Raw genomic sequence first — 20606 nt, 5'->3', positions numbered from 1 at the left:
TAGAATGGAACGATTATTATCTTTTGAGGTTTTCCCCGCCAACACAAATGATGGTTTTGTTAAATTAGTTGAGACTGTCAAGGCATTATCTGAACTTAAGCCCTCATTCATTAGCGTCACTTGTAGCAATAATAATCAGTCCATCGAGCAGACGACGATAAAAATTGCAAATTACATTCATAATGAATTGGGCATTGAAACGATTGCTCATTTACCAGCCGCATATCTTTCAAAAGCACAAGTAAAACGAGTGATTGATACTTTGGCAAACTTGGGGATTCATCAGGTGCTCGCCTTGCGTGGTGACCATTTACCTAACTTACCACCGTTAACTGATTTTTCCTATGCAAGCGAATTAATTACGTTCATTAAAGAAATAGCACCAGATTTCACGATTTCTGGTGCTTGCTATCCAGAAGTTCATCCGGATTCTCCAAATCGCGTGGCGGATATTAAAACATTGAAATTAAAATGTGATGCTGGCTGCAATCGTTTGATTACACAATTATTTTTTGATAATGAACTATTTTACGAATTTGTTGAAAGATGTCAATTGGCAGAGATTGATGTGCCGATTATCGCTGGCATTATGCCTATTGTTAATCGAAAACAAGCGATTCGGCTAGTTCAAACAACAAAAACCAAGTTACCAAGGAAATTTTTAGCGATTCTCGAGAAATATGAACACAATCCACAAGCATTGAGAGAAGCTGGCTTGGCTTATGCGGTCGACCAAATTGTGGATTTATTGACACAAGACGTTGCTGGTGTTCATCTTTATACGATGAATAATGCATCCGTGGCTCAACATATTCATCAACAAACAGCTGCTCTTTTCCAAATAGCCGCTTCTTTTGACCAATCCTTTCCCCAAAAACACTAAGAAGCTGAGGGTGGTGCATCTGTTTGAGAACTAGTAGGTATAAAAAAAGATTTTATGAAGGATTGGGTTTGCCTTGTCACAAAATTGAACGAAAAGAGTACCTATGAACTCTTGCGACAAACAGTAACTGTTTATCGTAAGAGTTTTTTTGTGAAAAAAAATCGAAAACGTAAAAAATTTGTATTTTTTTCAAAAAAAATCCTATGTTTTTCATTTTCGATTACCGTTATACTTGTGTCAAATAAAGCGCATACATTGCGTTTGTAAGGAGGAAAAGATACATGAAAAAGAGTCGTAAATTGATTACGTTGTCAATGGTTCTAGCAGTCGGATTAGGATTGGCGGCATGTGGTTCAGGAAGCAGTGGGGATAGCAAGGGATCGGACAAAGGGGGAGACAGTAGTTCTAAAGTTACAAACAAGGATAAACCGTTAGTTTGGTTTAATCGACAACCGTCTAATTCATCAACAAGAGAACTAGATAAGGCAGCATTAAACTTTAATGATAAAACGTACTATGTAATGTCTACTGAATAAAGCACAAACAGCAATAATGAGCTATTTCAAGCAATGATTATTTAAGTAAACTGCAAGGTTTTTAGCTAGTTAAAAACCTTGCAGTTGAGCAGCTTTTCCCTCTGCCAATAGCTTGCCGTCCTATTTTTCGCGCTAATTTTCTAGAATCGGCTCAATCTTTTTTGCCAGCAGAGCTTGCCGGTCTCCTGAAAGCTTTCCGCAGCCTCAAAAGTAAATGGGGAATTACTAGCTGTGGTCTAAGTTTTTACAGCTAGTTTGACACCATTTAGGAATGAAATCGGCACGTTTTTTGCCGAGTTGCTTCCGGCTGGCTGCTCAAAGCTTTGCAGGAGACAAGGAAAGCCTCCTAGCGATTCAGAATTTTCTCCTAATTATTCAGTAGGCATTATGTAGGATTTGATGCACAACAAGGGGCACAAGTTCAAGGACAAATGGTAAAAGACTATATTGAAAAATATTGCTAAGATTGATCGCAACGATGACGGAATTATTGGCTATGTACTAGCAATTGGTGATGTCGGTCATAACGACTCTATCGCTCGTACCAGAGGCGTTCGGGAAGCATTAGGAACAGCCTTTAAAGGATCGGGTGGCATTAATAGTGAACCAGTGGGAACCAACGTTGAAGGAAAAGCAAAAGCTGTCAAAGATGGTGAATTAGAAGTTAACGGGAAAAAATATATCATTCGTGAACTTGCTTCCCAAGAAATGAAAAATAACTCAGGAGCTACTTGGGACGCTGCAACAGCTGGAAATGCCATTGGAACTTGGGCATCATCATTTGCAGATAAAATTGATGTCATCGCTTCAAATAATGATGGCATGGGCATGTCTATTTTTAACTCATGGTCAAAAGACAATAAAGTTCCAACATTTGGTTATGACGCAAATAGTGATGCAGTAGCAGCAATTAAAGATGGTTATGGCGGTACTATTAGTCAACATGCGGATGTTCAAGCTTATTTAACATTACGTGTATTAAGAAATTCACTGGATGGCGTTGACATTGATACAGGAATTGGAAAAGCGGATGAGGCTGGAAATAGCTTAAGTTCCGATGTCTACACTTATAACGCAGATCAACGTTCTTATTATGCCTTGAACGTGGCAGTAACTGGTGATAATTACAAAGATTTCACAGATTCAACCAAAATCTATGAACCAGTATCACACCAATTAGATAAAAAAACCTCACCAGAGAAAAAGGTATGGCTAAATATTTATAACTCTGCAGATAACTTTTTGGGTTCAACTTATCAACCATTATTGGAAAAATACGACGATCTTCTTAATTTAAAAGTTGAATACATTGGGTTCGTTCATTTTGGGAGAAACTTCTGACTGGGGAAATAGAAAATGATAAAGATAAAGTGAAAAAAAGCACAAAAAGACTTGCGATTTTTTCTTTTTTAGGTAAAGTAGAGAAGTATTGAAAAGAAAAGGAGCGATGAATTGTGTATTCACCAGGAGAAATTTTAACTATCAGTATTGAAAACGGAACCAAAAAAATTGCGAAACCCTTTGTTGCCAAGTTGATTTTAGGTTTTATTGGCGGCGCAATGATTTCATTAGGTTATTTAGCCTATGTAAGAGTGTCAGCTTCGATCCCTAGTAATCTAGCTAGCTTACAAGCGCTTGTCGGGGCCTCTGTCTTTCCAATCGGATTAATTGTGATTTTATTAGCAGGTGGGGAGTTAATTACAGGGAATATGATGGCAGTCAGTACGGCTTTTTATGATAAAAAAGTGTCGTTCCAAGCATTACTTCTCAACTGGTTGACCATTACTTTAGCGAATATCTTGGGGGCTTTGTTTGTCGCGTATTTTTTTGGTCATGTAGTCGGCTTGACTGCTAATGGTGTTTACGCAGATCAAGTTCGTCAATTGGCCGAGCATAAAATTTCTGCTAGTTGGTATCAGGCAACGATATCAGGAATTGGTTGTAATTGGTTTGTCGGGCTGGCTCTATGGTTGTGCTACGGTGCAAAGGATGCAGCTGGGAAAATTCTTGGTATCTGGTTTCCAGTGATGATTTTTGTTGCTATTGGGTTTCAACATAGTGTTGCAAATGCGTTTTTGATCCCAGCTGCTATTTTTGAAGGAGCTGTCGGTTGGGGTGATTTTTTCCGCAACTTTGTATTTGTGTATCTTGGTAATTCAATAGGTGGAGCAATTTTTGTATCAGGTTTTTATTTTGTCAGCTATAAAGGTCATTAAGGAATATGCGATGAATGAATCTATGACTAGGTAAACAAAATCACAAAAAAGCCAAACAATGATTAGGCACTTCCTTTCTTGGCAAACGTACTGAAAGGAAGAGACACAATCTCAATTGATTGGCTTCTTTTTTGTATTAGTAAAAATTATTTTTAGTGGGAACTTCATTTGTTGAGTAACCTTGTTGTTGGAGCGTTTTTAAACGGACAACATAACTTTCTGATTTGGTATGCAAAATGACAGTATTCACATTAATTTTGGTAATCTGGCCTGATATTTCTTCGCCCGAGACATCCTTTGTTGTGATGAAATCTCCGATATTCAATTCCATAGAACCCATCCTCTCATCTGTATACACCCTATCATAACATAATTTAGGAATGGATGTATTTTTGATGATAAAATAATGAGAAAATATATTCTTATAAGCAATGAAATTCTCCATCATAGATAAACGAATGGTCTGAAGAGCGATGATGGCAGTATTTGGACTTGTGTGAATTGGCTTTTTTTTTAAATAATCATTACTTCCTAAAAAGTGATAGCAGTGGGGAATGGACTTTTATCGACGATAGAATGAACGGGGGAAAAATACAGATTGCGAGAAAAAGCCAACAATTGAACTAGCCGAAACAATGTTTCTTATTATTTGTCAGATAAAAACAAAAGCGGAATAATTGAATGATTCTTGGTAGGGACAAACGAGAAAAAGTGCTACAAATCTTTTAATAGCTTTTTTTGATGTAGATTTGGCTTTAATTATGCGAAATTTTGGGAAATAAAAAAAGAAGAAATACTGACGTACCAGCATCTCTTCTTTTTTATGAACACTTGTGAAACCCGTATGGAGGCGGCGGGAGTCGAACCCGCGTCCAAACATATTGCTACCTAAAAATCTACGCTCATAGTCGACTCATTTGAAGGTTCGCTTTACAGCTTGCCGAACGACAGGCAGTCTGTATTGCTAGTCTGATGATCTCTTCATTAGTTTACAGACGGAAAAATAATGCGTATCCCACTTACGTTAGGACCCTGATTCGAGCACATGGGCGATGCCGAGAGGATCTACGCTAACTGTTTTTAGGCAGCTAAAGCGTAAGAGTTGTTATTGTTTTTAGCAGTTATATTTAACTGTAACGTTTTTACGTAGACGTAACCTACGAAGCGCAATTCAGGCTCAATTATGCCTGTCGAATCCGTAACGCCCCCGTTAAAATAAGGGAGCTCTTAACAGCCCCCTTAGTATACCATAAAATGATAAAGGAATGGTACTAAATCAAATCAAAATGTTTCAAAGCATGAACAATGCCACCGTCAGTATTGTTTTTGGTTACAAACGTGGCGCGTTCTTTTAGTTCTTTTGTTGCATTGCCCATCGCAATTTTTTCGTCGCACGCATCAAGTAGGGCGATATCGTTGGGTCCATCACCGAATCCATACGTTGGAATGGTTGACAGTTGCAATGCCTCTTTGATTCGCTTGACCGCACTTCCTTTTGATGTTCCTTTGCGAACAACATCAATCGAAAAAGGGCTATTTCGATAAAAAGTTAGTTCTGGGAACATTTCATGATAATAGTGATCCGCTGTGTTACCTAGTATCAGAAGCATGTTTACTAGTGATTGCTGAAATTTTTGCGGGTGTACTTCAGGGACAAATGCGTGAATAAATTCGAAAGCCTCTACAAGGTAACGATTGGAACCAGATGCCCAAATGTCTTTCTCATTGTAAAATACGACTTCTTGATTTTTCAGATGCACCGCGTCAATCATTCGTTGGCAGATTGTCTTGTCAATATATTCTTGATAGACAACTTGATTATCTAAACGAATAAAGGCACCATTCATAACAGTATCAGAGGTGATACCAGCAGCAGCTTTAATTTGTTGAATCTGTGGTTCAGCTCTTCCCGTTGCAATAATTGGTAAGACGTTGTTTTGTTTGAGACGGGTGATTGCCTCGGCAACTTCAGGGGTAATTTGGGAATGGTTATCTAGTAATGTCCCATCTAAATCAAAAAATGCTAATGCACGATAAGTCATTTTGCTGCTCCTTTCAAATACTCTTTGATAATAGCAAAAAATGAACAAAAGGCAAAGCTTTCGCGAAGAAACGATGAATTTATTGGTAGAATCTGGATAATTTAGTATACTAAGCAGTAGTAATAAAGGAGCGAAATAATGATATTTTTTTATGTGGGCTTTTTTTTCTTGATAGTTGGCATTGCTTTTTTTCTTTTTCCACCTAAGGGAGAAAATTTGATTTATGGGTATCGGTCTGAACGTGCGAAATTTTCTGCAGATAGTTGGTTGTATGCGCAACGTGTTGCCAGACAATATTTTCTGATAGCGGGTGGTTTGATGACCGCAATTGGTAGTTGGCTACGGCTGTCGGGGCACACTAATTTTTTCCTAATTGAATTGTTAGTGATTCCGTGGTTTATTGCACCAATGTTTGGACGGATTGAACAAAAACTGGATCGATTTAATCGATCATTACGAGGTGATGAAAATGAACATATTAATGATTGAGGATAATGAATCGGTATCTGAAATGATGCAAATGTTTTTTTTGAATGAAGGATGGGAAGCAACCTTTAAGTACGATGGGAAAGAAGGCTTGGACTGTTTTCTCGCAACACCGAATGAGTTTGATATGATTACACTTGATTTAAATTTGCCTTCAATGGATGGTATGGTAATTGCACGGGAAATTCGAAAAGTTTCTAAAACCGTGCCCATTATTATGCTAACGGCCAGAGATTCTGAAAGCGATCAAGTGATTGGGCTAGAAATGGGTGCCGATGATTACGTGACTAAGCCATTTAGTCCATTGACCTTAATTGCTCGCATGAAGGCACTGCATCGTAGAACAGAATTAGTTGAAAAAAAAGGGAATCAACAAGTAAAAAATGATCAAGAGTTTGATATTGAGACCCAATTTTTGAAAGTAAATACCAAAACGCGAGAAGCCTATTTGAATGGCAAACTAATTGAAGGATTGACACCAAAAGAATTTGATTTGCTTTATACACTTGCAAAGAAGCCGAGACAAGTCTTTTCTAGGGAGCAACTTCTTGAGTTGGTCTGGGACTATCAGTACTTTGGTGATGAACGGACGGTAGATGCACATATCAAAAAATTGCGACAAAAAATTGAAAAAGTTGGTCCGCAAGTGATTCAAACTGTTTGGGGAGTTGGCTATAAATTTGATGATTCAGGTGTTGCCTGATGAGATATTTGTATCAACAACTAATTGCTTTTACAGTAGTTATTTTTATCACGCTTTTAACAATGGGCATTGTTTTTACTCGCATGACAAAGCAAACCGTGGAAGAAAACAACTACCAACAACTATTTGGGTATGGTGATGCTGTCCAAAAAGTGGCAGAAACCATTAACGATCAATACCAAGTCAATTTCTCGAAAGAAGCCGTAATTCAAAATGCGCTGGCAACTTCGGAGTTAATGTTAAACCAACAGAATGTAAATTTTGTTTTTATTACGACAAACAGACAAATTATTTATCCACTCCACTCGGTTGAAAAACCAAGTATATCCATTGCTACATCAACTTGGGATGCACTTTCCTCCGGGGAATCGCAGCAATTAACTTCTGATATGAATAGTTTTGGTAAAAAAGAGGCGACTTCTTATGCAATGATTCCCTTTGATTACGATGGTCACTTTTTTGGTGTTCTGATTGTGAGCCAACCGGCCAAGAATATTCAAAAATCAGTTAAACAGTTGACTGCTAACCTTCTAAAAGGCGTGATTATATCGGTTATTGTCGCTTTAGTCATTAGTTATTTTTACGCGCGTTTTCAGGTTGAGCGAATCAATCGTTTGCAAAAAGCAACTAAGGAAGTGGCCAATGGAAATTTTGATATTCATGTGCCAGTACATGGCCGCGATGAATTTGATGATCTAGCAGAAGATTTTAATCAAATGACTGTTTCTTTGAAGGACTCTCAGTTGGAAATTGAACGGCAAGAGGAGAGAAGAAAACAGTTTATGGCTGATGCCTCACATGAAATGCGTACACCATTGACAACAATCAATGGCTTACTCGAGGGATTACAGTATCATGCCATTCCCAAGGATCAAGAAGAAAATGCGGTTAAATTGATGAAGAACGAAACAGAGCGTCTGATTCGTTTAGTAACAGAAAATTTGGATTATGAAAAAATTCGAACCAATCAAATTTCAATGGTCATTAAAAAATTTGATGGGACGCAAACCTTGTCTGAAATTGTTACGCAGCTCCAAGCAAAAGCGGCTAGTTCAGGAGATACGCTGAGTCTAATCACGAAAGAACCTATTCAGGTTTATGCCGACTATGATCGGTTTAAACAAATTATGGTAAATATTATGCAAAATGCGATTCAGTTTACGGAAAATGGGACGATCACCATTCGCATTTATAAAAAAGATTTGGAAACAGTGATTGAAATAGCGGACACAGGTATCGGGATGACACAAGAACAACTAACCAATATTTGGGATCGCTATTACAAAGTGGATCCCTCTAGGAAAAATAAAAAATTTGGTGAATCTGGCTTAGGGTTACCAATTGTCCAACAATTAGTACGATTGCATCAGGGAACAATTAGCGTGACGAGTGAACTCGGAAAGGGGACCACCTTTACCATTGCTTTTCCAGATACAGAAAAAAAGATCAATGAAACAAGTTGAAAAACATACAACAAAAAAGCCAAATAGAAAAAATGCCGGTGAGTATATTTTCTGTTTGACTTTTTGTTTTAAAGAAGCAGAAACTAAAGAATGAACGCGGCTGAGAAGTGACTGACTGTTAGTGTCTGGCAAAAGCAATCTTTTTTATCTTTCTTTTTTTGTAAATAGAAAATAGGCAACCAGGATAGTTGCTAGAAAAGAAAGAATCAACACAATTTTTAAAAAAGTAAACACCGTGAGTTGTGTCCACTGTACTGAAGAAAGACGGTTTGTTTGAGCGAGTGCTTGAATCGTTGTTGGAGCTTTCACGGTTAGTCGGGTAGTTCTATTTGCATCTTTGATAGAGAAAGTATTATCCGGTACATTGTTTTTTATCAAAGAAAATTGTGAGTGCTCGATACTTTTCTCAATTTGTGGTTGAAAAAGAAAGAGTACAACGCCAATAATCAAAAAAATTCCTAATAAGGGTAGAATCATTTTTTTTAAAAAAACGCCCAAATTTATGTGAGGAGTGACTGATTGATTGTCCAACACTCGTCTGATATAAAAAAAGGACAGGAGTACAAATAATCCACCGATAAGAATCGTTGATAGATGAATAAAAACAGGCAAACGATCAAGGATAGTATGGGTTGTTTCCTTAATAGTTGCTCTTGCTGCTTGATAAGTAGATTGTTGAACATAGTGATTGATTTGTTCCATTAACTTTCTAAATGAAACTTCATATAGATATGCAAGTGTTAATAAACTAGCTGAGATGAATAGAGAAAACCAATAGAGGAATGTGGGGTGCTTCGTTTCTTCTAGAAATTGCTTCTTCATTTTTGACACCTTCTTCACGTTAAGTATAAAAAAGGAATTTGAATTATATATGAACATATCTAGAAAAAAATCGGAGTCAAAAAAGGACGATAGATGCTCTTTAAGGCATCTATCGTCCTAGGACAATGAGTTTTGCTATTTGCCACTTGTGGATTCTGTAGTGGAGGTCGTATCTGGATTTAATTGTTTGTAGGTTTCTGTTTTAAATAAATCGACGGTAGATTTGTTTCCATTCTTGGAGTAAACACTGGTTGAATTTTCGCCAAGTTTATTTTCTATCGCTTCCAAACGATCCATTTGTTTCAAGTAGCTATATTTCGTTGAATCAATTGTCGTTAGACCACTATCTGTATAGAATCGGAGTAAGTCCCCGTTATTAATCGTATCGGAGGTGTCTAATTGCTCTCGCACTTCTTTTTTCCAAGCTTTTACTTGTGCTTTCAGTTTTTCCGATGGTTCTGTAACGGCCTGACCAGTCGCATTTTCATAAAGGGTATCTCCATAATAGGTATAATTTGGTGTGACAAAGCTACCATCTCTGAATGCTACGACTTGATTGTGATCTTTTGAAAGTAAATCTTGTCCAAGTTGGATATATTTACTCGTATCAACTCCTAAAAGATGGAGCAGGGTTGGCAATGCATCTACTTCTCCACCATATGTGTGGTTCACACCACCACTGGTCGTACCTGGAATATGAATCATATAAGGGACTCGTTGCATTTGGGCATTATCATAATCCGTCCAAGTATCTTTTGTTTTCCCTAGTAAAGTTGCTAATTCTTTGTTTCTTGAATTTGAGATACCATAATGATCACCATAAAGAACAATAATCGAATTATCATAGAGACCACTCGCTTTGAGATAGTCGAAAAATTCTTTAATCGCGGTATCCATATAATTTTCAGTTGCAAAGTAGTTGTTGATGGTTTCGTCATCAGTTGTTGCTTGTGGGAAGCCAGCTTCATTCCCCGATAACTCTGAATATGGGAAATGATTTGAAACTAAAATGAATTTTGAATAAAAAGGTTGTTGCAACCGTTCCAAATATTTTATTGATTGGTTAAGGAAAGGTTTGTCCATTAAGCCATATTGGAATGAATTTTCATCATTCACATCATAATAGGAAGAATCGAAGAAATAATCGTATCCAAAATGTTTGTACGTTTCATTTCGATTCCAGAAATTCCCAACATTCCCATGAAATACTGCACTTGTGTAGCCTTGTGTTTGTTGTAGAATATTTGGCGCAGATTGGAACGTATTTTTTCCACCAAGTTGCGTGAATAGGGAACCTTGATCTAGCCCAAATAGTGAATTTTCCATCAGTGTTTCGGCATCACTTGTTTTACCCGCTTTCACTTGGTGGAAGAAATTGTCAAAACTGTAGGTGCTATTACTGTTGTATAGACTATTTAGAAAGGGTGTTACTTCATGTTCGACGCCATTCGCATCTTTTAGTTTATAGTTAATAATAAATTGTTGAGTACTTTCTAAATGGATGTAGATAACATTGCGACCCTTAGCAATACCAAATAAACTGTCATTTGGAGCTGCATAGTGTTGACGAACGTATTCCTTCACGGCGTCTAAATCCGTCGCACTCGCTTTCGCCCGTACTTGATTGGTCTTATAGGTTTGGACAGCATCATAACCTGTGAAGGTATTTATACCCAAGTATTTTACTAAATAATCATTTGAAAAGGTTCTGGTTAATAACTCAGGGCGATCCGTTTCAGCAAGAAATAAATTCCCACTGAAAATCATAATAGAGAGTGCAGAGACAGCGAAAGCCATACGTGCACGAACGGGTGCGACTTGCATTTTGATTTTTTTAAAAGCCAAAGCAAGTATTAAGACTAGGATATCTACGAAATAGAAAACATCGTACCATCGAAACAAGCGCAAAGCACTTTCGCCTAGACCACTCGAAACTTTCCCAGCTCCTAACATGGTATTGATTGTTATAAAATCAGTAAATTCTCGGTAATAATTGACATTCGCATAAAGCAGAATGGTCATCGCTGCATAAACGATCATCATGACCACGTATGAAGGTGCTTTACGCCGAATATATAATGCTACCGACAATAACAAAAGGGTAGAAGCGATTGGATTGATGGCCACAATAAAATACTGCAATGGATTTTCTAGGCCAACTTTCAAGTCCACCGTAAAGGCTAATATATTCTTTAACCATAACAATACGGCTAATAATGAAAAGAAGCCCAATCTCGTATTAATAAACGAGCTTATCTTTTGTTTAAACAAGGAATGATCCCCACTTTCTTTGTACTAGTCATGAATCAGTAAATAAATTTCTCTAGAAACTTCTCAACTATCCCCATTATTCTACCCACTTGTGAAACCAGTGTCAAATAAATCGGCAATATATAGAAGGTCGTTTTTTTAAATTAAACTTTTCTTTAACTAACTAGAAAGACAAATGGATTTATTTTTTGATATACTATTTATAATTGAAGAAGTAGGTGACTTAATGAAAGTAACAGTTACAAAGAAAGCAGAAAAAAAATTGAGGCAAGGAGTTCCTCTAATCCAAAAAGAGGATATCGAAGAGACAATTTTTTCTAATGATTGGGTTATTTTCCAATCTCAGCGAAATGAAGAGCTAGGCAGAGGCTATCTTGGAAAACAAAACAAGGGCATTGGTTGGGTTTTAACGAGAGAAAAAAGACCAATTGATGAAGATTTTTTTGCAAAAACATTTTTACACGCAAAGATGAAACGAGAATCATTTTTTAGTTGTTCAGAAACCACGGCTTTCCGCTTGCTTAATGGAGAAGGAGATGCTTTAGGTGGATTGACAATTGATTGGTATGATGGTTATGTTGTTTTTTCATGGTATAATGAGACACTTTATCATCACAATGAAGAAATCCTAGCCGCTTTTCAAACGGCTTTTCCGGAAGTGAAGGGTGCGTACGAGAAAATTCGCTTTGCTTCCAAATTAGAGGAGTCAAGGCATTTATATGGACAGAGAGCGCCGGAACCTCTTTTAATCAAAGAAAACGGTATTACCTATGCAACGTATTTGGATGATGGGCTGATGACAGGGATTTTTTTAGATCAAAGAGAAGTTCGTGGCAAATTGGCGTCAGGCTTTTTACAAGGCAAATCGATTTTGAATATGTTTAGTTACACAGGTGCTTTTTCGGTTGCGGCTGCCAAAGGTGGAGCAAAGGAAACGACCAGTGTTGACTTGGCCAATCGTAGTCTTGAACGGACAAGAGAACACTTTCAAGTGAATGACCTGCCTTTGAAAGATCAGCACATCTATGTCATGGATACCTTTGATTATTTTAAATATGCAAAGCGTAAAGAGATTTTCTATGACTGTATTATTTTAGATCCACCAAGTTTTGCTCGCAATAAAAAGCGAGTGTTCACTGTTGCCAAAAATTATGGGGAACTTATCGAGCAAAGTTTGGCTATTTTATCATCAAAAGGTTGGTTAATTGCATCGACAAATGCTGCGAATTTGCCTTTAGACAAATTTGAAAAGCAGATTGAACAAGCTTTCCTGAAGAAAGGAGTTCAGCTGAAGAAGCAAAGTGTTTTCTCCTTACCAGCTGATTTTGCAACAACCAAATTTTTTCCAGAGGGAGAATATTTAAAGGTACTTTTCTATCAACGAATCGATTAAAATGGAGGGGCGACACATGGTTACAGTAAAAGGAGTTACGTTTGGAGAAGGTCGGGTCAAACTTGCTGTGCCATTAACAGCAAGAAGCCAAGAGGAGTTAGTCAAACAAGCAGATCAAGCAGCGCATAGTGCGGCACAAGTAGTTGAATGGCGTGCTGATTACTATGAAGATGTGCTTTTAGAAGACAAATTAATTGAAACGCTAACCTTGATTCGAATGGAATTGGGAGAAAAAATCTTATTGTTTACTTTTCGGACCAAAGAAGAAGGCGGTGAACAAGAGCTATCACTGAAACAATACGAAAGACTATGCACTGTCATTGCGGAATCACAACGCGTTGACATGATTGATCTGGAATTAACGAGGGTTGAGTTTTTAGGTCGAGGCTTTATGCAAAAAATCAAAGCAGGACACGTTACAACGATTATCAGCACCCATCATTTTGATCAAACCCCACCTGATGGACAACTAATGTTTCAAATTGGCATGATGAATCAATTCGGGGCAGACATTGGGAAAATTGCAACGATGCCGCATTCTCTACAAGACGTTCTTCGCATTATGAACATCATACAACGGGCAAAGGGCATTAATCACTTACCTTTAGCTGTGATGGCCATGGGAGACTTAGGAAAAGTAACCCGTGTCGGTGGGGAATTAATTGGATCGGTACTGAGTTTTTGTTCGCTTAACCAAGCGTCAGCACCTGGCCAAATTCCAATTGAAACGATGAACACATTTATTGAAGCGATGGCAATTGAACAAATAGAAATAGAGGGTGACTAGTTTGGCAAAAAAGAAACTACCAAAGACCAACGCCATTCGTCTGATTGAGCAAAAAAAAATTCCATACAAGGAATACACTTATGAGTGGTCAGAACATCATGTCAGCGCAAGTGATGTTGCCTCTCAAATGGATGGCAAGGCAAATCGAATTTTTAAAACGCTCGTAGCCGTGGGGAATAAAACCGGACCAATTGTCGCCGTGATACCTGGTGAAGATGAAGTTGACTTAAAGAAACTCGCACAAGTAAGCGGAAATAAAAAAGTTGAGATGTTGCATCTCAAAGACTTAGAGGAAACAACGGGCTATATCCGGGGAGGTTGTTCTCCAGTTGGAATGAAGAAATTATTCCCAACGTACATTGATCAACAAGCCAAAGAACGGGCAGTGATAATTGTCTCAGCAGGACGACGCGGGTTACAAATGGAGTTGGAAGCTGAGGCTTTAGCAACAGTCGTTCGAGGAAAATTTGTCGATATTGTTTCATCCTAAACGAAAAGAGTTGGTCTCAAATCGAAGACAGATAGGTATCACTAGTTAATCATTGCTTCCAGTATGCTTTTATGGAGGAGTATTCAACTAGAGCTAATCTGTCTTAAGGATTTGTTGCACAACTCTTTTTTTTATTGAAAATAGGAAGCCTCAAGTGCCGCATGCACCCCCGCAGAATGCCCCGTACAAAATGCAGCAGTGATATTAAATCCGCCTGTATAACCATTTACATCCACCAATTCCCCTGCAAAGAAAAGACCGTTCTTCTTTTTGCTTTCCATGGTTTTCGGCTGAATTTCCTTTGTATTGACTCCACCACCAGTAACAAAGGACTTTTCAATAGGCAACGTTTTGTTTACCTGAATGGGAAATGCCTTCCACAAGTCAACAATGCCAGAAATTTGCAATTCCGTCAGTTGATTTGCTGGTGTATCAGCTACTCCCAATTGATTTAAAAAGAAAACAAGCAGACGTTCTGGTAAAAAAGTGGCCAGCTCATTTTTGGTCGCTTTTTTGGACTGATTAAGTTTCATGGATAGCGTGTGAATCAGCGTTTCTTTTGTTTGTTCTGGAAAGCAATCCAGAATAACGGACACTTTTGATTGTGTTTCTAACAGTTGATTGACAAATGAAGAACAACGCAGTGCCGCCGGACCAGAAAGACCAAAATGGGTAAATAAGAGATCCATTTTGTGCTCAGTCACAAGTTTCCCTTGAGCATTCACTACTTGCAATAAACAGTCACGTAAGGAAATTCCTTGCAGCTCCTTGGACTGGATAAAGGGTTCATCTGATAATAAGGGAGATTCTGTCGCATACAAAGGAGCAATTGTATGTCCAACTGATTTTGCAAAGCGATAGCCGTCTCCTGTTGAACCAGTGGAAGGATACGTTTTGCCACCAGTGGTTAAGACAACACAAGGAGCAGAGAAGGTCTCAAATTCTGTCTTGACTCCTGTTATGTGGGTGTCATCGAACAAAAGGGATTTGACCGTGGTGTTGGGGAGTAGCGTCACACCTAGTTCTTTTGCGGTATTGATCAACGTATCAACAATGGTCTTAGACTTGTTTGTTATTGGAAACATTCGTCCATGATCTTCTTCCTTTAAGGAGACTCCATGGCTTTCAAAAAAAGCCATTACATCAAAGTTGTTAAATTGTGCAAACGTGCTATAAAGGAAACGACCATTACCAGGAATATGGCGGATTAAATCATCTACTTCTCGGTTGTTAGTTACGTTGCAACGTCCACCGCCAGTCATTAAAAGTTTTTTGCCATATTTTTTATTTTTATCAATTAAGAGTACATTTGATCCTTGCTCCGCCGCAGCAATACTGGCCATCATGCCACTTGTCCCACCACCAACGACAATCACATCATAATTTTTATTCATAAACCCTCCATTAAGTAAGGTAACATTCCAATGTAAAAAAAGCATGCAACCTCGATTATTTTTTGATACTATATATAGTATCAAAAAAAGGAGGAACTTACATGTCAAATACTACAAATTATATTCAGAAAATTCAAACAAAAATTCATGAAAATGACCCACATCAACCTGAATTTTTGCAAGCGGTAGATGAATTTCTTTCGACGATTGCACCATTTTTAGAAGATCACCCTGAAATTGAGCAAAATGATTTACTATCTGTTTTAACAGAGCCTGAGCGTCTTTTGCAATTTCGTGTTCCTTGGCAAGATGATCAAGGGAATTGGCAAGTTAATCGAGGGTATCGTATTCAATTTAATTCAGCTTTGGGACCTTACAAAGGTGGGCTCCGTTTCCATCCATCTGTCAATCTTAGTATCCTGAAATTTCTAGCATTTGAACAAATTTTTAAAAATGCCTTGACTGGTTTACCAATTGGTGGCGGAAAAGGTGGCAGTGACTTTGATCCAAAAGGAAAATCAGATCAAGAAATTATGCGTTTTTGTCAAAGCTTTATGCTTGAACTAAGTAAGTACATTGGCCCCAATTTAGATGTTCCAGCGGGTGATATTGGTGTAGGTGGCAGAGAAATTGGCTATCTTTTCGGTATGTATAAACGTCTTCGTTCTTACGATGCGGGCGTATTAACTGGCAAACCGCTAGAATTTTGGGGGAGCTTGACACGCACAGAAGCAACGGGCTATGGGGTAGTCTATTTTGTTAAACATTTATTAGCAGATCAGCAAAAAAACATTGAGGGCCGAAAAGCGTTGGTTTCTGGTAGTGGAAATGTCGCAATTTATGCAATTGAAAAATTGCAGGAATTAGGTGCGACTGTCATAAGTTGTTCAGATTCAAATGGTTATATTATTGATGAGAATGGCATTGATCTCAGCCTACTTAAAGAAATAAAAGAAGTTAGAAGAGAACGCTTGACGGCCTATGTAAACGAAAAAGCGAGCGCTCAGTATTTTGAAGGATCGTTATGGGATAAAGAAATTTCGGCCGAGTTAGCTTTCCCATGTGCAACGCAAAACGAAATTGACGAAGAAGCAGCAAAACGGTTAGTAAGAAATGGTGTATCAGTGGTTGCCGAAGGGGCGAACATGCCTGCTTCACTTGAAGCAGCTAATTACTTTGTGTCAAATGGTATTTATTATTGCCCAGGTAAAGCGGCTAATGCTGGTGGTGTAGCGGTATCTGCATTAGAAATGAGTCAAAATGCTCAACGTTTACAATGGACCTTCGCGGAAGTAGATGCACGACTAGATGGTATCATGAAAGAAATCTATCAAGCTTGTTACGATACAGCTGTGAACTATGGACAAAAAAATAATTTTGTTCTGGGAGCGAATATTTCCGGGTTTGAAAAAGTTGCTAAAGCAATGCTTAGACAAGGACTTGTCTAGTTTGAGGCGATAGGCGGTGCATCAATCTTTGCTTGCCATTTTATCAAAAAAAAAGTAAAGTTAATTTGTAGTTAATTTATCTCATAGGAGGAGAAAAAATGGCCCATATCGCATTTGATTATTCAAAAGTTGCCCCATTCATTAATGAACATGAATTAGGGTATATGCAAGGAATGATTTCAGCAGCAGATAAAATGTTGCGTGAAGGAACAGGTCCTGGCAGTGATTTTCGTGGATGGTTGAACTTACCTAAGGATTATGACAAAGAGGAATTTGCACGTATCAAACAGGCTGCCAAAAAAATTCAAGATGACTCAGAAGTATTAGTTGTAATCGGTATTGGTGGCTCTTACCTTGGCGCGCGAGCAGCTATAGAATTTCTACACCATTCTTTTTACAATGTTTTACCAAAATCAGAAAGAAGCTGCCCACAAGTCTTTTTTGCAGGAAATTCTATTTCCTCTACGTACCTTGCTGACTTAATAGAAGTAATTGGGGACCGTGATTTTTCTGTCAACGTCATCTCCAAATCAGGTACGACAACGGAACCTGCAATTGCATTCCGTGTATTCAAAGAATTATTAATTAAAAAATATGGAAAAGAAGAAGCCAATAAGCGAATTTACGCTACGACAGACAAAGCTCGTGGAGCAGTTAAAGTGGAAGCAGATGCTGAAAAATGGGAAACATTTGTTATTCCTGATGATGTTGGTGGACGTTTTTCTGTTTTAACTGCTGTTGGTTTATTACCTATCGCAGCTAGTGGAGCAGACATTGATGCCTTAATGCAGGGGGCTGCAGATGCAAGTGAAGCTTATTCAAGCGACAAACTGGAAGAAAATGAAGCCTATCAATATGCGGCGCTACGAAATATCCTTTATCGTAAAGGAAAAGTTACTGAATTGTTAATTAACTATGAACCAGGGATGCAATATTTTTCTGAATGGTGGAAACAGTTATACGGAGAATCGGAAGGAAAAGATCAAAAGGGAATCTATCCATCAAGTGCAAACTTTTCAACTGACTTGCATTCTTTAGGACAATTTATTCAAGAAGGCAATCGGAACATCTTTGAAACAGTCGTAAAAGTTGAAAAAGCAAGAAAATCAGTGACAATTCCTACCCAAGAAGCTGATCTGGATGGATTAGGTTATCTTCAAGGAAAAGAAGTTGATTTTGTTAACACAAAAGCATTTGAAGGTGTGTTGCTTGCACATACAGATGGAGGAGTACCAAATCTATTGGTGAAAATTCCAACAATGGATGCCTACACTTTGGGGTATTTAATGTATTTCTTTGAAGTTGCTGTAGGTGTATCTGGTTATTTGAACGGCGTGAATCCATTTGATCAACCAGGAGTGGAAGCTTATAAAAAGAACATGTTTGCCCTACTAGGCAAACCAGGCTATGAAGAATTATCAAAAGAATTGAATGCACGCTTGTAGAATCACGAAAAAGTACACTCACTGAGTGTGCTTTTTTTGTGCAAAAAAAAAGGCCATTTTTAGCTCTAGTCTAAAAATGGTCCCTACTGTTTGTTTTCGTCAGACTGTCCACAAGTCATTGTCAATCGAACTCCTCTTATTTGTCGGATTTTAAGTTCTTAATTGCATCTTCAATTGTAACGCCATAAGCAAAGTGTTGTTCATCAGTTGCATCAATGGCCACGAAAGCATTTTTGACAGAATCGAACGCAATTCGATAAGTCATATTTGTTTTGGTAAAAGTCATTTGTCATTCCTCCTTCTTTTTTATATGATGAGATGGTGTTATTCCCTAACACCATCTCTAAGCTACCACCTTTTCATTTATTTTTCAAAAATATCGTTTCTTTCTTAATTAAATTTTTAAAAAGGTTAACCGAATCCAAGAACAAAAAACGCTAATTTATCTGCATAACTAATATTGTGAATGTCTCTTTTGGTTTGATTTAAATAATCCATCCGATCAGTAATAATCCCATTAACGCCATAAAGCATCATTCTTTCCATTGTGTTTTTATCATTTGGTGTCCACACATAGATTTCTTTCCCTTTTTTTTGAACGAGAGAAACATATTTAGTAGTCAAGGAAGTCATTTCCATTACGATAAAATCGCCCTTTGTTGTAGGCGGACTTACAAGATTAAAAGGTGTAATATAGCCTGTCTTGATGCTTGGCGACAAGGTTTTCATTTGTTCTACCACATCGTAGTTTAACGACTGAACTTGATGATGTTCCTTTTTAATAATGCTACCGTACTGTTCTAAAAATCTCTTAACCATCGCTTCAGGGTTCTTTTTCTGTGTTTTGATTTCAATCAGTAGCTTTTGGTTTAATGCTTGAGCTGCTTTTAAATAATCATCAAAAGTTGGAATTTTCCCCGTTTGCCCGTTCTCTTTAAGAGTTAAATTTAAAGCTGTCTCCAGGGTATTACGCTCAGGAACGAGTCTTTTATTGGCCAGATGGTTGTAATTAAAGTCGTGAAAAACGATAAAGTGATGGTCACTGGTTTCTTGAACATCCATTTCAACATAATCTGGATGAAATTCTTTTGAGGTTTTGACTAAACTTGGAATCGTATTTTGAATACCGTTCTTATCGGATACGCCGCGATGCGAAATGGTTATTGGATTTTTGATTGAAAAAGCTTGTAAATAGTTAAAATTGTAAGTCAATGTTGCCCCACTCAAGAGAATTCCTAAAAAAAGGAATAAGTATTTGCTCATTTTGAGTTGAGTAGCAGAAACGGAAGCGGGCAGACTCTCATCAATTTCAGGCAAACATTTCTCTTTTTCCATCATAAAGATCATATAATAAAAACTGCTAAAAGTTGTGAGTACGAGTGAAACGACTAGCATGATTTGTAAACAAAGCATAAAGAAAACAGCAGAGTAGATTGAAATAGATGGGAGAGCACGATCAAAATAAAATTGACTAAACGAAACAATTGAAAAAATAAGGGTATTCATCAGACTTATCATAAGAAATAAGAGGCCAAAACTACCTAACATAAATAGAAAAGTTTTTTTTGTTAAAGCAAAACTTGTTCGAACTGCATGTTTGACAGTGGAGCGATTTAAAATAAGATCCGGTAATACAAAAAACAATCGATAACCAAGATAGAGGAAAAAAAGATATATCAGACAAAAACCAACAACGAAAAGCCAGCGATTTGTAAAAATATAATCAAGTATGAAAGCTGGTATTTGGACTTTGGCTAACAAATCGGATCGATACGGCAAAAAACTAAAGGGGAATAGTAAAACAATGTAAAAAAGAAAAAAGAACACAACGGCCGCATTAAGCGATTTTAGTTGCTTTTTCGCCAATGAAAAAATTTTTTTGACAGATACGGATTGTTGTTTTTGGATAAAAAACATACTATACAGCAAAAAAGAAAACTCCAAATATAAAATAGCTAAAAAAGTAAGAAGCAAAAGAATAAAGGCCAGAAAGAGAATAGGTTGGTGATATATCGCTTGTGGAAAATTTGAAATTGAAAAATAGGTACTATCGGTTTGATCCAGTAAAAATTTTGTCAATAGTGTGAGCCCAGGTATAGCAATAATTAGGATAAACAAATGGGCAAGTATCACATCACGGAAATAGGCTCGACTGTTTTTGAAAAAAGTGAGTGGCCAGAAAAAATCTTTTTTCAATGTCTTCATGTAAGCATCCCTCCAGAAAATA

General features: G+C 37.5%; 19 protein-coding genes and 1 other RNA gene. 12 read left to right on the top strand and 8 right to left on the bottom strand.

The annotated features are described in order from the left end of the window. Positions 1–4: 4 nt before the first annotated feature. The 4 genes from metF to ACFSR0_RS01190 all read left to right on the top strand — a co-directional run bounded on the left by metF (position 5) and on the right by ACFSR0_RS01190 (position 3635). Positions 5–883 carry a methylenetetrahydrofolate reductase [NAD(P)H] gene (gene metF, locus ACFSR0_RS01205; protein ID WP_379979084.1) on the top strand — a complete coding sequence of 293 codons (879 nt, stop codon included), beginning with the start codon at positions 5–7 and terminating at the stop codon, positions 881–883. Positions 884–1164: 281 nt separating this feature from the next. Beyond that, positions 1165–1419 carry a hypothetical protein gene (locus ACFSR0_RS01200; protein WP_379979082.1) on the top strand — a complete coding sequence of 85 codons (255 nt, stop codon included), beginning with the start codon at positions 1165–1167 and terminating at the stop codon, positions 1417–1419. 447 nt (positions 1420–1866) lie between these two features. Beyond that, positions 1867–2760, top strand: coding sequence for a substrate-binding domain-containing protein (locus tag ACFSR0_RS01195; RefSeq protein WP_379979080.1), 894 nt, complete (start codon positions 1867–1869; stop codon positions 2758–2760). Between the two features lie 113 nt (positions 2761–2873). Then, entirely contained in the window at positions 2874–3635 is a 762-nt protein-coding gene (locus ACFSR0_RS01190; RefSeq protein ID WP_379979079.1) for a formate/nitrite transporter family protein, read from the top strand. A gap of 136 nt (positions 3636–3771) precedes the next feature. Here ACFSR0_RS01190 and ACFSR0_RS01185 read toward each other — a convergent pair whose 3' ends face one another. The 3 genes from ACFSR0_RS01185 to ACFSR0_RS01175 form a co-directional block, all read right to left on the bottom strand. Beyond that, positions 3772–3966 carry a hypothetical protein gene (locus ACFSR0_RS01185; protein ID WP_379979077.1) on the bottom strand — a complete coding sequence of 65 codons (195 nt, stop codon included), beginning with the start codon at positions 3964–3966 and terminating at the stop codon, positions 3772–3774. Between the two features lie 511 nt (positions 3967–4477). Then, positions 4478–4844, bottom strand: a transfer-messenger RNA (tmRNA) gene (gene ssrA, locus ACFSR0_RS01180). Between the two features lie 62 nt (positions 4845–4906). Further along, positions 4907–5677: a Cof-type HAD-IIB family hydrolase gene (locus tag ACFSR0_RS01175; RefSeq protein ID WP_379979075.1), complete on the bottom strand. Its 771-nt coding sequence runs from the start codon at positions 5675–5677 to the stop codon at positions 4907–4909. Positions 5678–5815: 138 nt separating this feature from the next. Between ACFSR0_RS01175 and ACFSR0_RS01170 the strand changes: the two genes are divergently transcribed. The 3 genes from ACFSR0_RS01170 to ACFSR0_RS01160 are packed head-to-tail and all read left to right on the top strand — an operon-like array spanning position 5816 to position 8329. Next, entirely contained in the window at positions 5816–6166 is a 351-nt protein-coding gene (locus tag ACFSR0_RS01170; RefSeq protein ID WP_379979073.1) for an SdpI family protein, read from the top strand. Further along, on the top strand, positions 6147–6866 hold the full coding sequence (locus ACFSR0_RS01165) for a winged helix-turn-helix domain-containing protein (RefSeq protein WP_379979071.1): 720 nt from the start codon (positions 6147–6149) through the stop codon (positions 6864–6866). Before ACFSR0_RS01170 ends, ACFSR0_RS01165 begins: the two co-directional genes overlap by 20 nt. Then, the gene (locus tag ACFSR0_RS01160; RefSeq protein ID WP_379979069.1) at positions 6866–8329 is read left to right on the top strand and encodes an ATP-binding protein; all 1464 of its coding nucleotides are present in this window, start codon (positions 6866–6868) and stop codon (positions 8327–8329) included. The genes ACFSR0_RS01165 and ACFSR0_RS01160 overlap by 1 nt, the downstream gene beginning before the upstream one ends. Before the next feature lie 144 nt (positions 8330–8473). Here the strand turns inward: ACFSR0_RS01160 and ACFSR0_RS01155 are convergent, their stop codons facing one another. Both ACFSR0_RS01155 and ACFSR0_RS01150 read right to left on the bottom strand, forming a co-directional pair. Beyond that, positions 8474–9151, bottom strand: coding sequence for a hypothetical protein (locus tag ACFSR0_RS01155; RefSeq protein ID WP_379979067.1), 678 nt, complete (start codon positions 9149–9151; stop codon positions 8474–8476). Positions 9152–9286: 135 nt separating this feature from the next. Continuing rightward, complete coding sequence (locus ACFSR0_RS01150; protein ID WP_379979065.1) at positions 9287–11422, bottom strand: LTA synthase family protein; 2136 nt, start codon at positions 11420–11422, stop codon at positions 9287–9289. Between the two features lie 226 nt (positions 11423–11648). Between ACFSR0_RS01150 and ACFSR0_RS01145 the strand changes: the two genes are divergently transcribed. From ACFSR0_RS01145 to ybaK, 3 genes are read left to right on the top strand one after another with little or no spacing between them, the layout of a single operon-like run. Beyond that, positions 11649–12815: a class I SAM-dependent rRNA methyltransferase gene (locus tag ACFSR0_RS01145; RefSeq protein ID WP_379979063.1), complete on the top strand. Its 1167-nt coding sequence runs from the start codon at positions 11649–11651 to the stop codon at positions 12813–12815. 16 nt (positions 12816–12831) lie between these two features. Further along, positions 12832–13602: a type I 3-dehydroquinate dehydratase gene (gene aroD / locus ACFSR0_RS01140; RefSeq protein WP_379979061.1), complete on the top strand. Its 771-nt coding sequence runs from the start codon at positions 12832–12834 to the stop codon at positions 13600–13602. A 1-nt stretch (position 13603) separates the two neighbouring features. Beyond that, a complete protein-coding gene (gene ybaK, locus ACFSR0_RS01135; protein ID WP_379979059.1) occupies positions 13604–14092 on the top strand; it encodes a Cys-tRNA(Pro) deacylase in 489 nt (162 codons plus the stop codon). Positions 14093–14223: 131 nt separating this feature from the next. Here ybaK and ACFSR0_RS01130 read toward each other — a convergent pair whose 3' ends face one another. Beyond that, complete coding sequence (locus ACFSR0_RS01130) at positions 14224–15486, bottom strand: BaiN/RdsA family NAD(P)/FAD-dependent oxidoreductase (RefSeq protein WP_379979057.1); 1263 nt, start codon at positions 15484–15486, stop codon at positions 14224–14226. Between the two features lie 101 nt (positions 15487–15587). On the opposite strand from ACFSR0_RS01130, the gene gdhA reads away from it, so the two are divergent. Continuing rightward, on the top strand, positions 15588–16934 hold the full coding sequence (gene gdhA / locus ACFSR0_RS01125) for an NADP-specific glutamate dehydrogenase (protein ID WP_379979055.1): 1347 nt from the start codon (positions 15588–15590) through the stop codon (positions 16932–16934). Positions 16935–17032: 98 nt separating this feature from the next. Further along, positions 17033–18379: a glucose-6-phosphate isomerase gene (locus tag ACFSR0_RS01120; protein WP_379979053.1), complete on the top strand. Its 1347-nt coding sequence runs from the start codon at positions 17033–17035 to the stop codon at positions 18377–18379. A gap of 136 nt (positions 18380–18515) precedes the next feature. Here the strand turns inward: ACFSR0_RS01120 and ACFSR0_RS01115 are convergent, their stop codons facing one another. Together ACFSR0_RS01115 and ACFSR0_RS01110 are read right to left on the bottom strand one after the other, a co-directional pair. Further along, entirely contained in the window at positions 18516–18665 is a 150-nt protein-coding gene (locus ACFSR0_RS01115; protein ID WP_379979051.1) for a hypothetical protein, read from the bottom strand. A 125-nt stretch (positions 18666–18790) separates the two neighbouring features. Beyond that, positions 18791–20584 (bottom strand): glycerophosphoryl diester phosphodiesterase membrane domain-containing protein, encoded by a 1794-nt coding sequence (locus ACFSR0_RS01110; protein WP_379979049.1) that lies wholly within the window; start codon positions 20582–20584, stop codon positions 18791–18793. Positions 20585–20606: the final 22 nt, after the last annotated feature.

The organism is Enterococcus camelliae, from assembly GCF_042685105.1.
In the GTDB taxonomy this organism is placed as follows: Bacteria; Bacillota; Bacilli; order Lactobacillales; family Enterococcaceae; genus Enterococcus_G; species Enterococcus_G camelliae.
The sequence above is the reverse complement of the archived record's forward strand: the minus strand, read 5'-3'. Positions and strand labels throughout refer to the sequence as shown.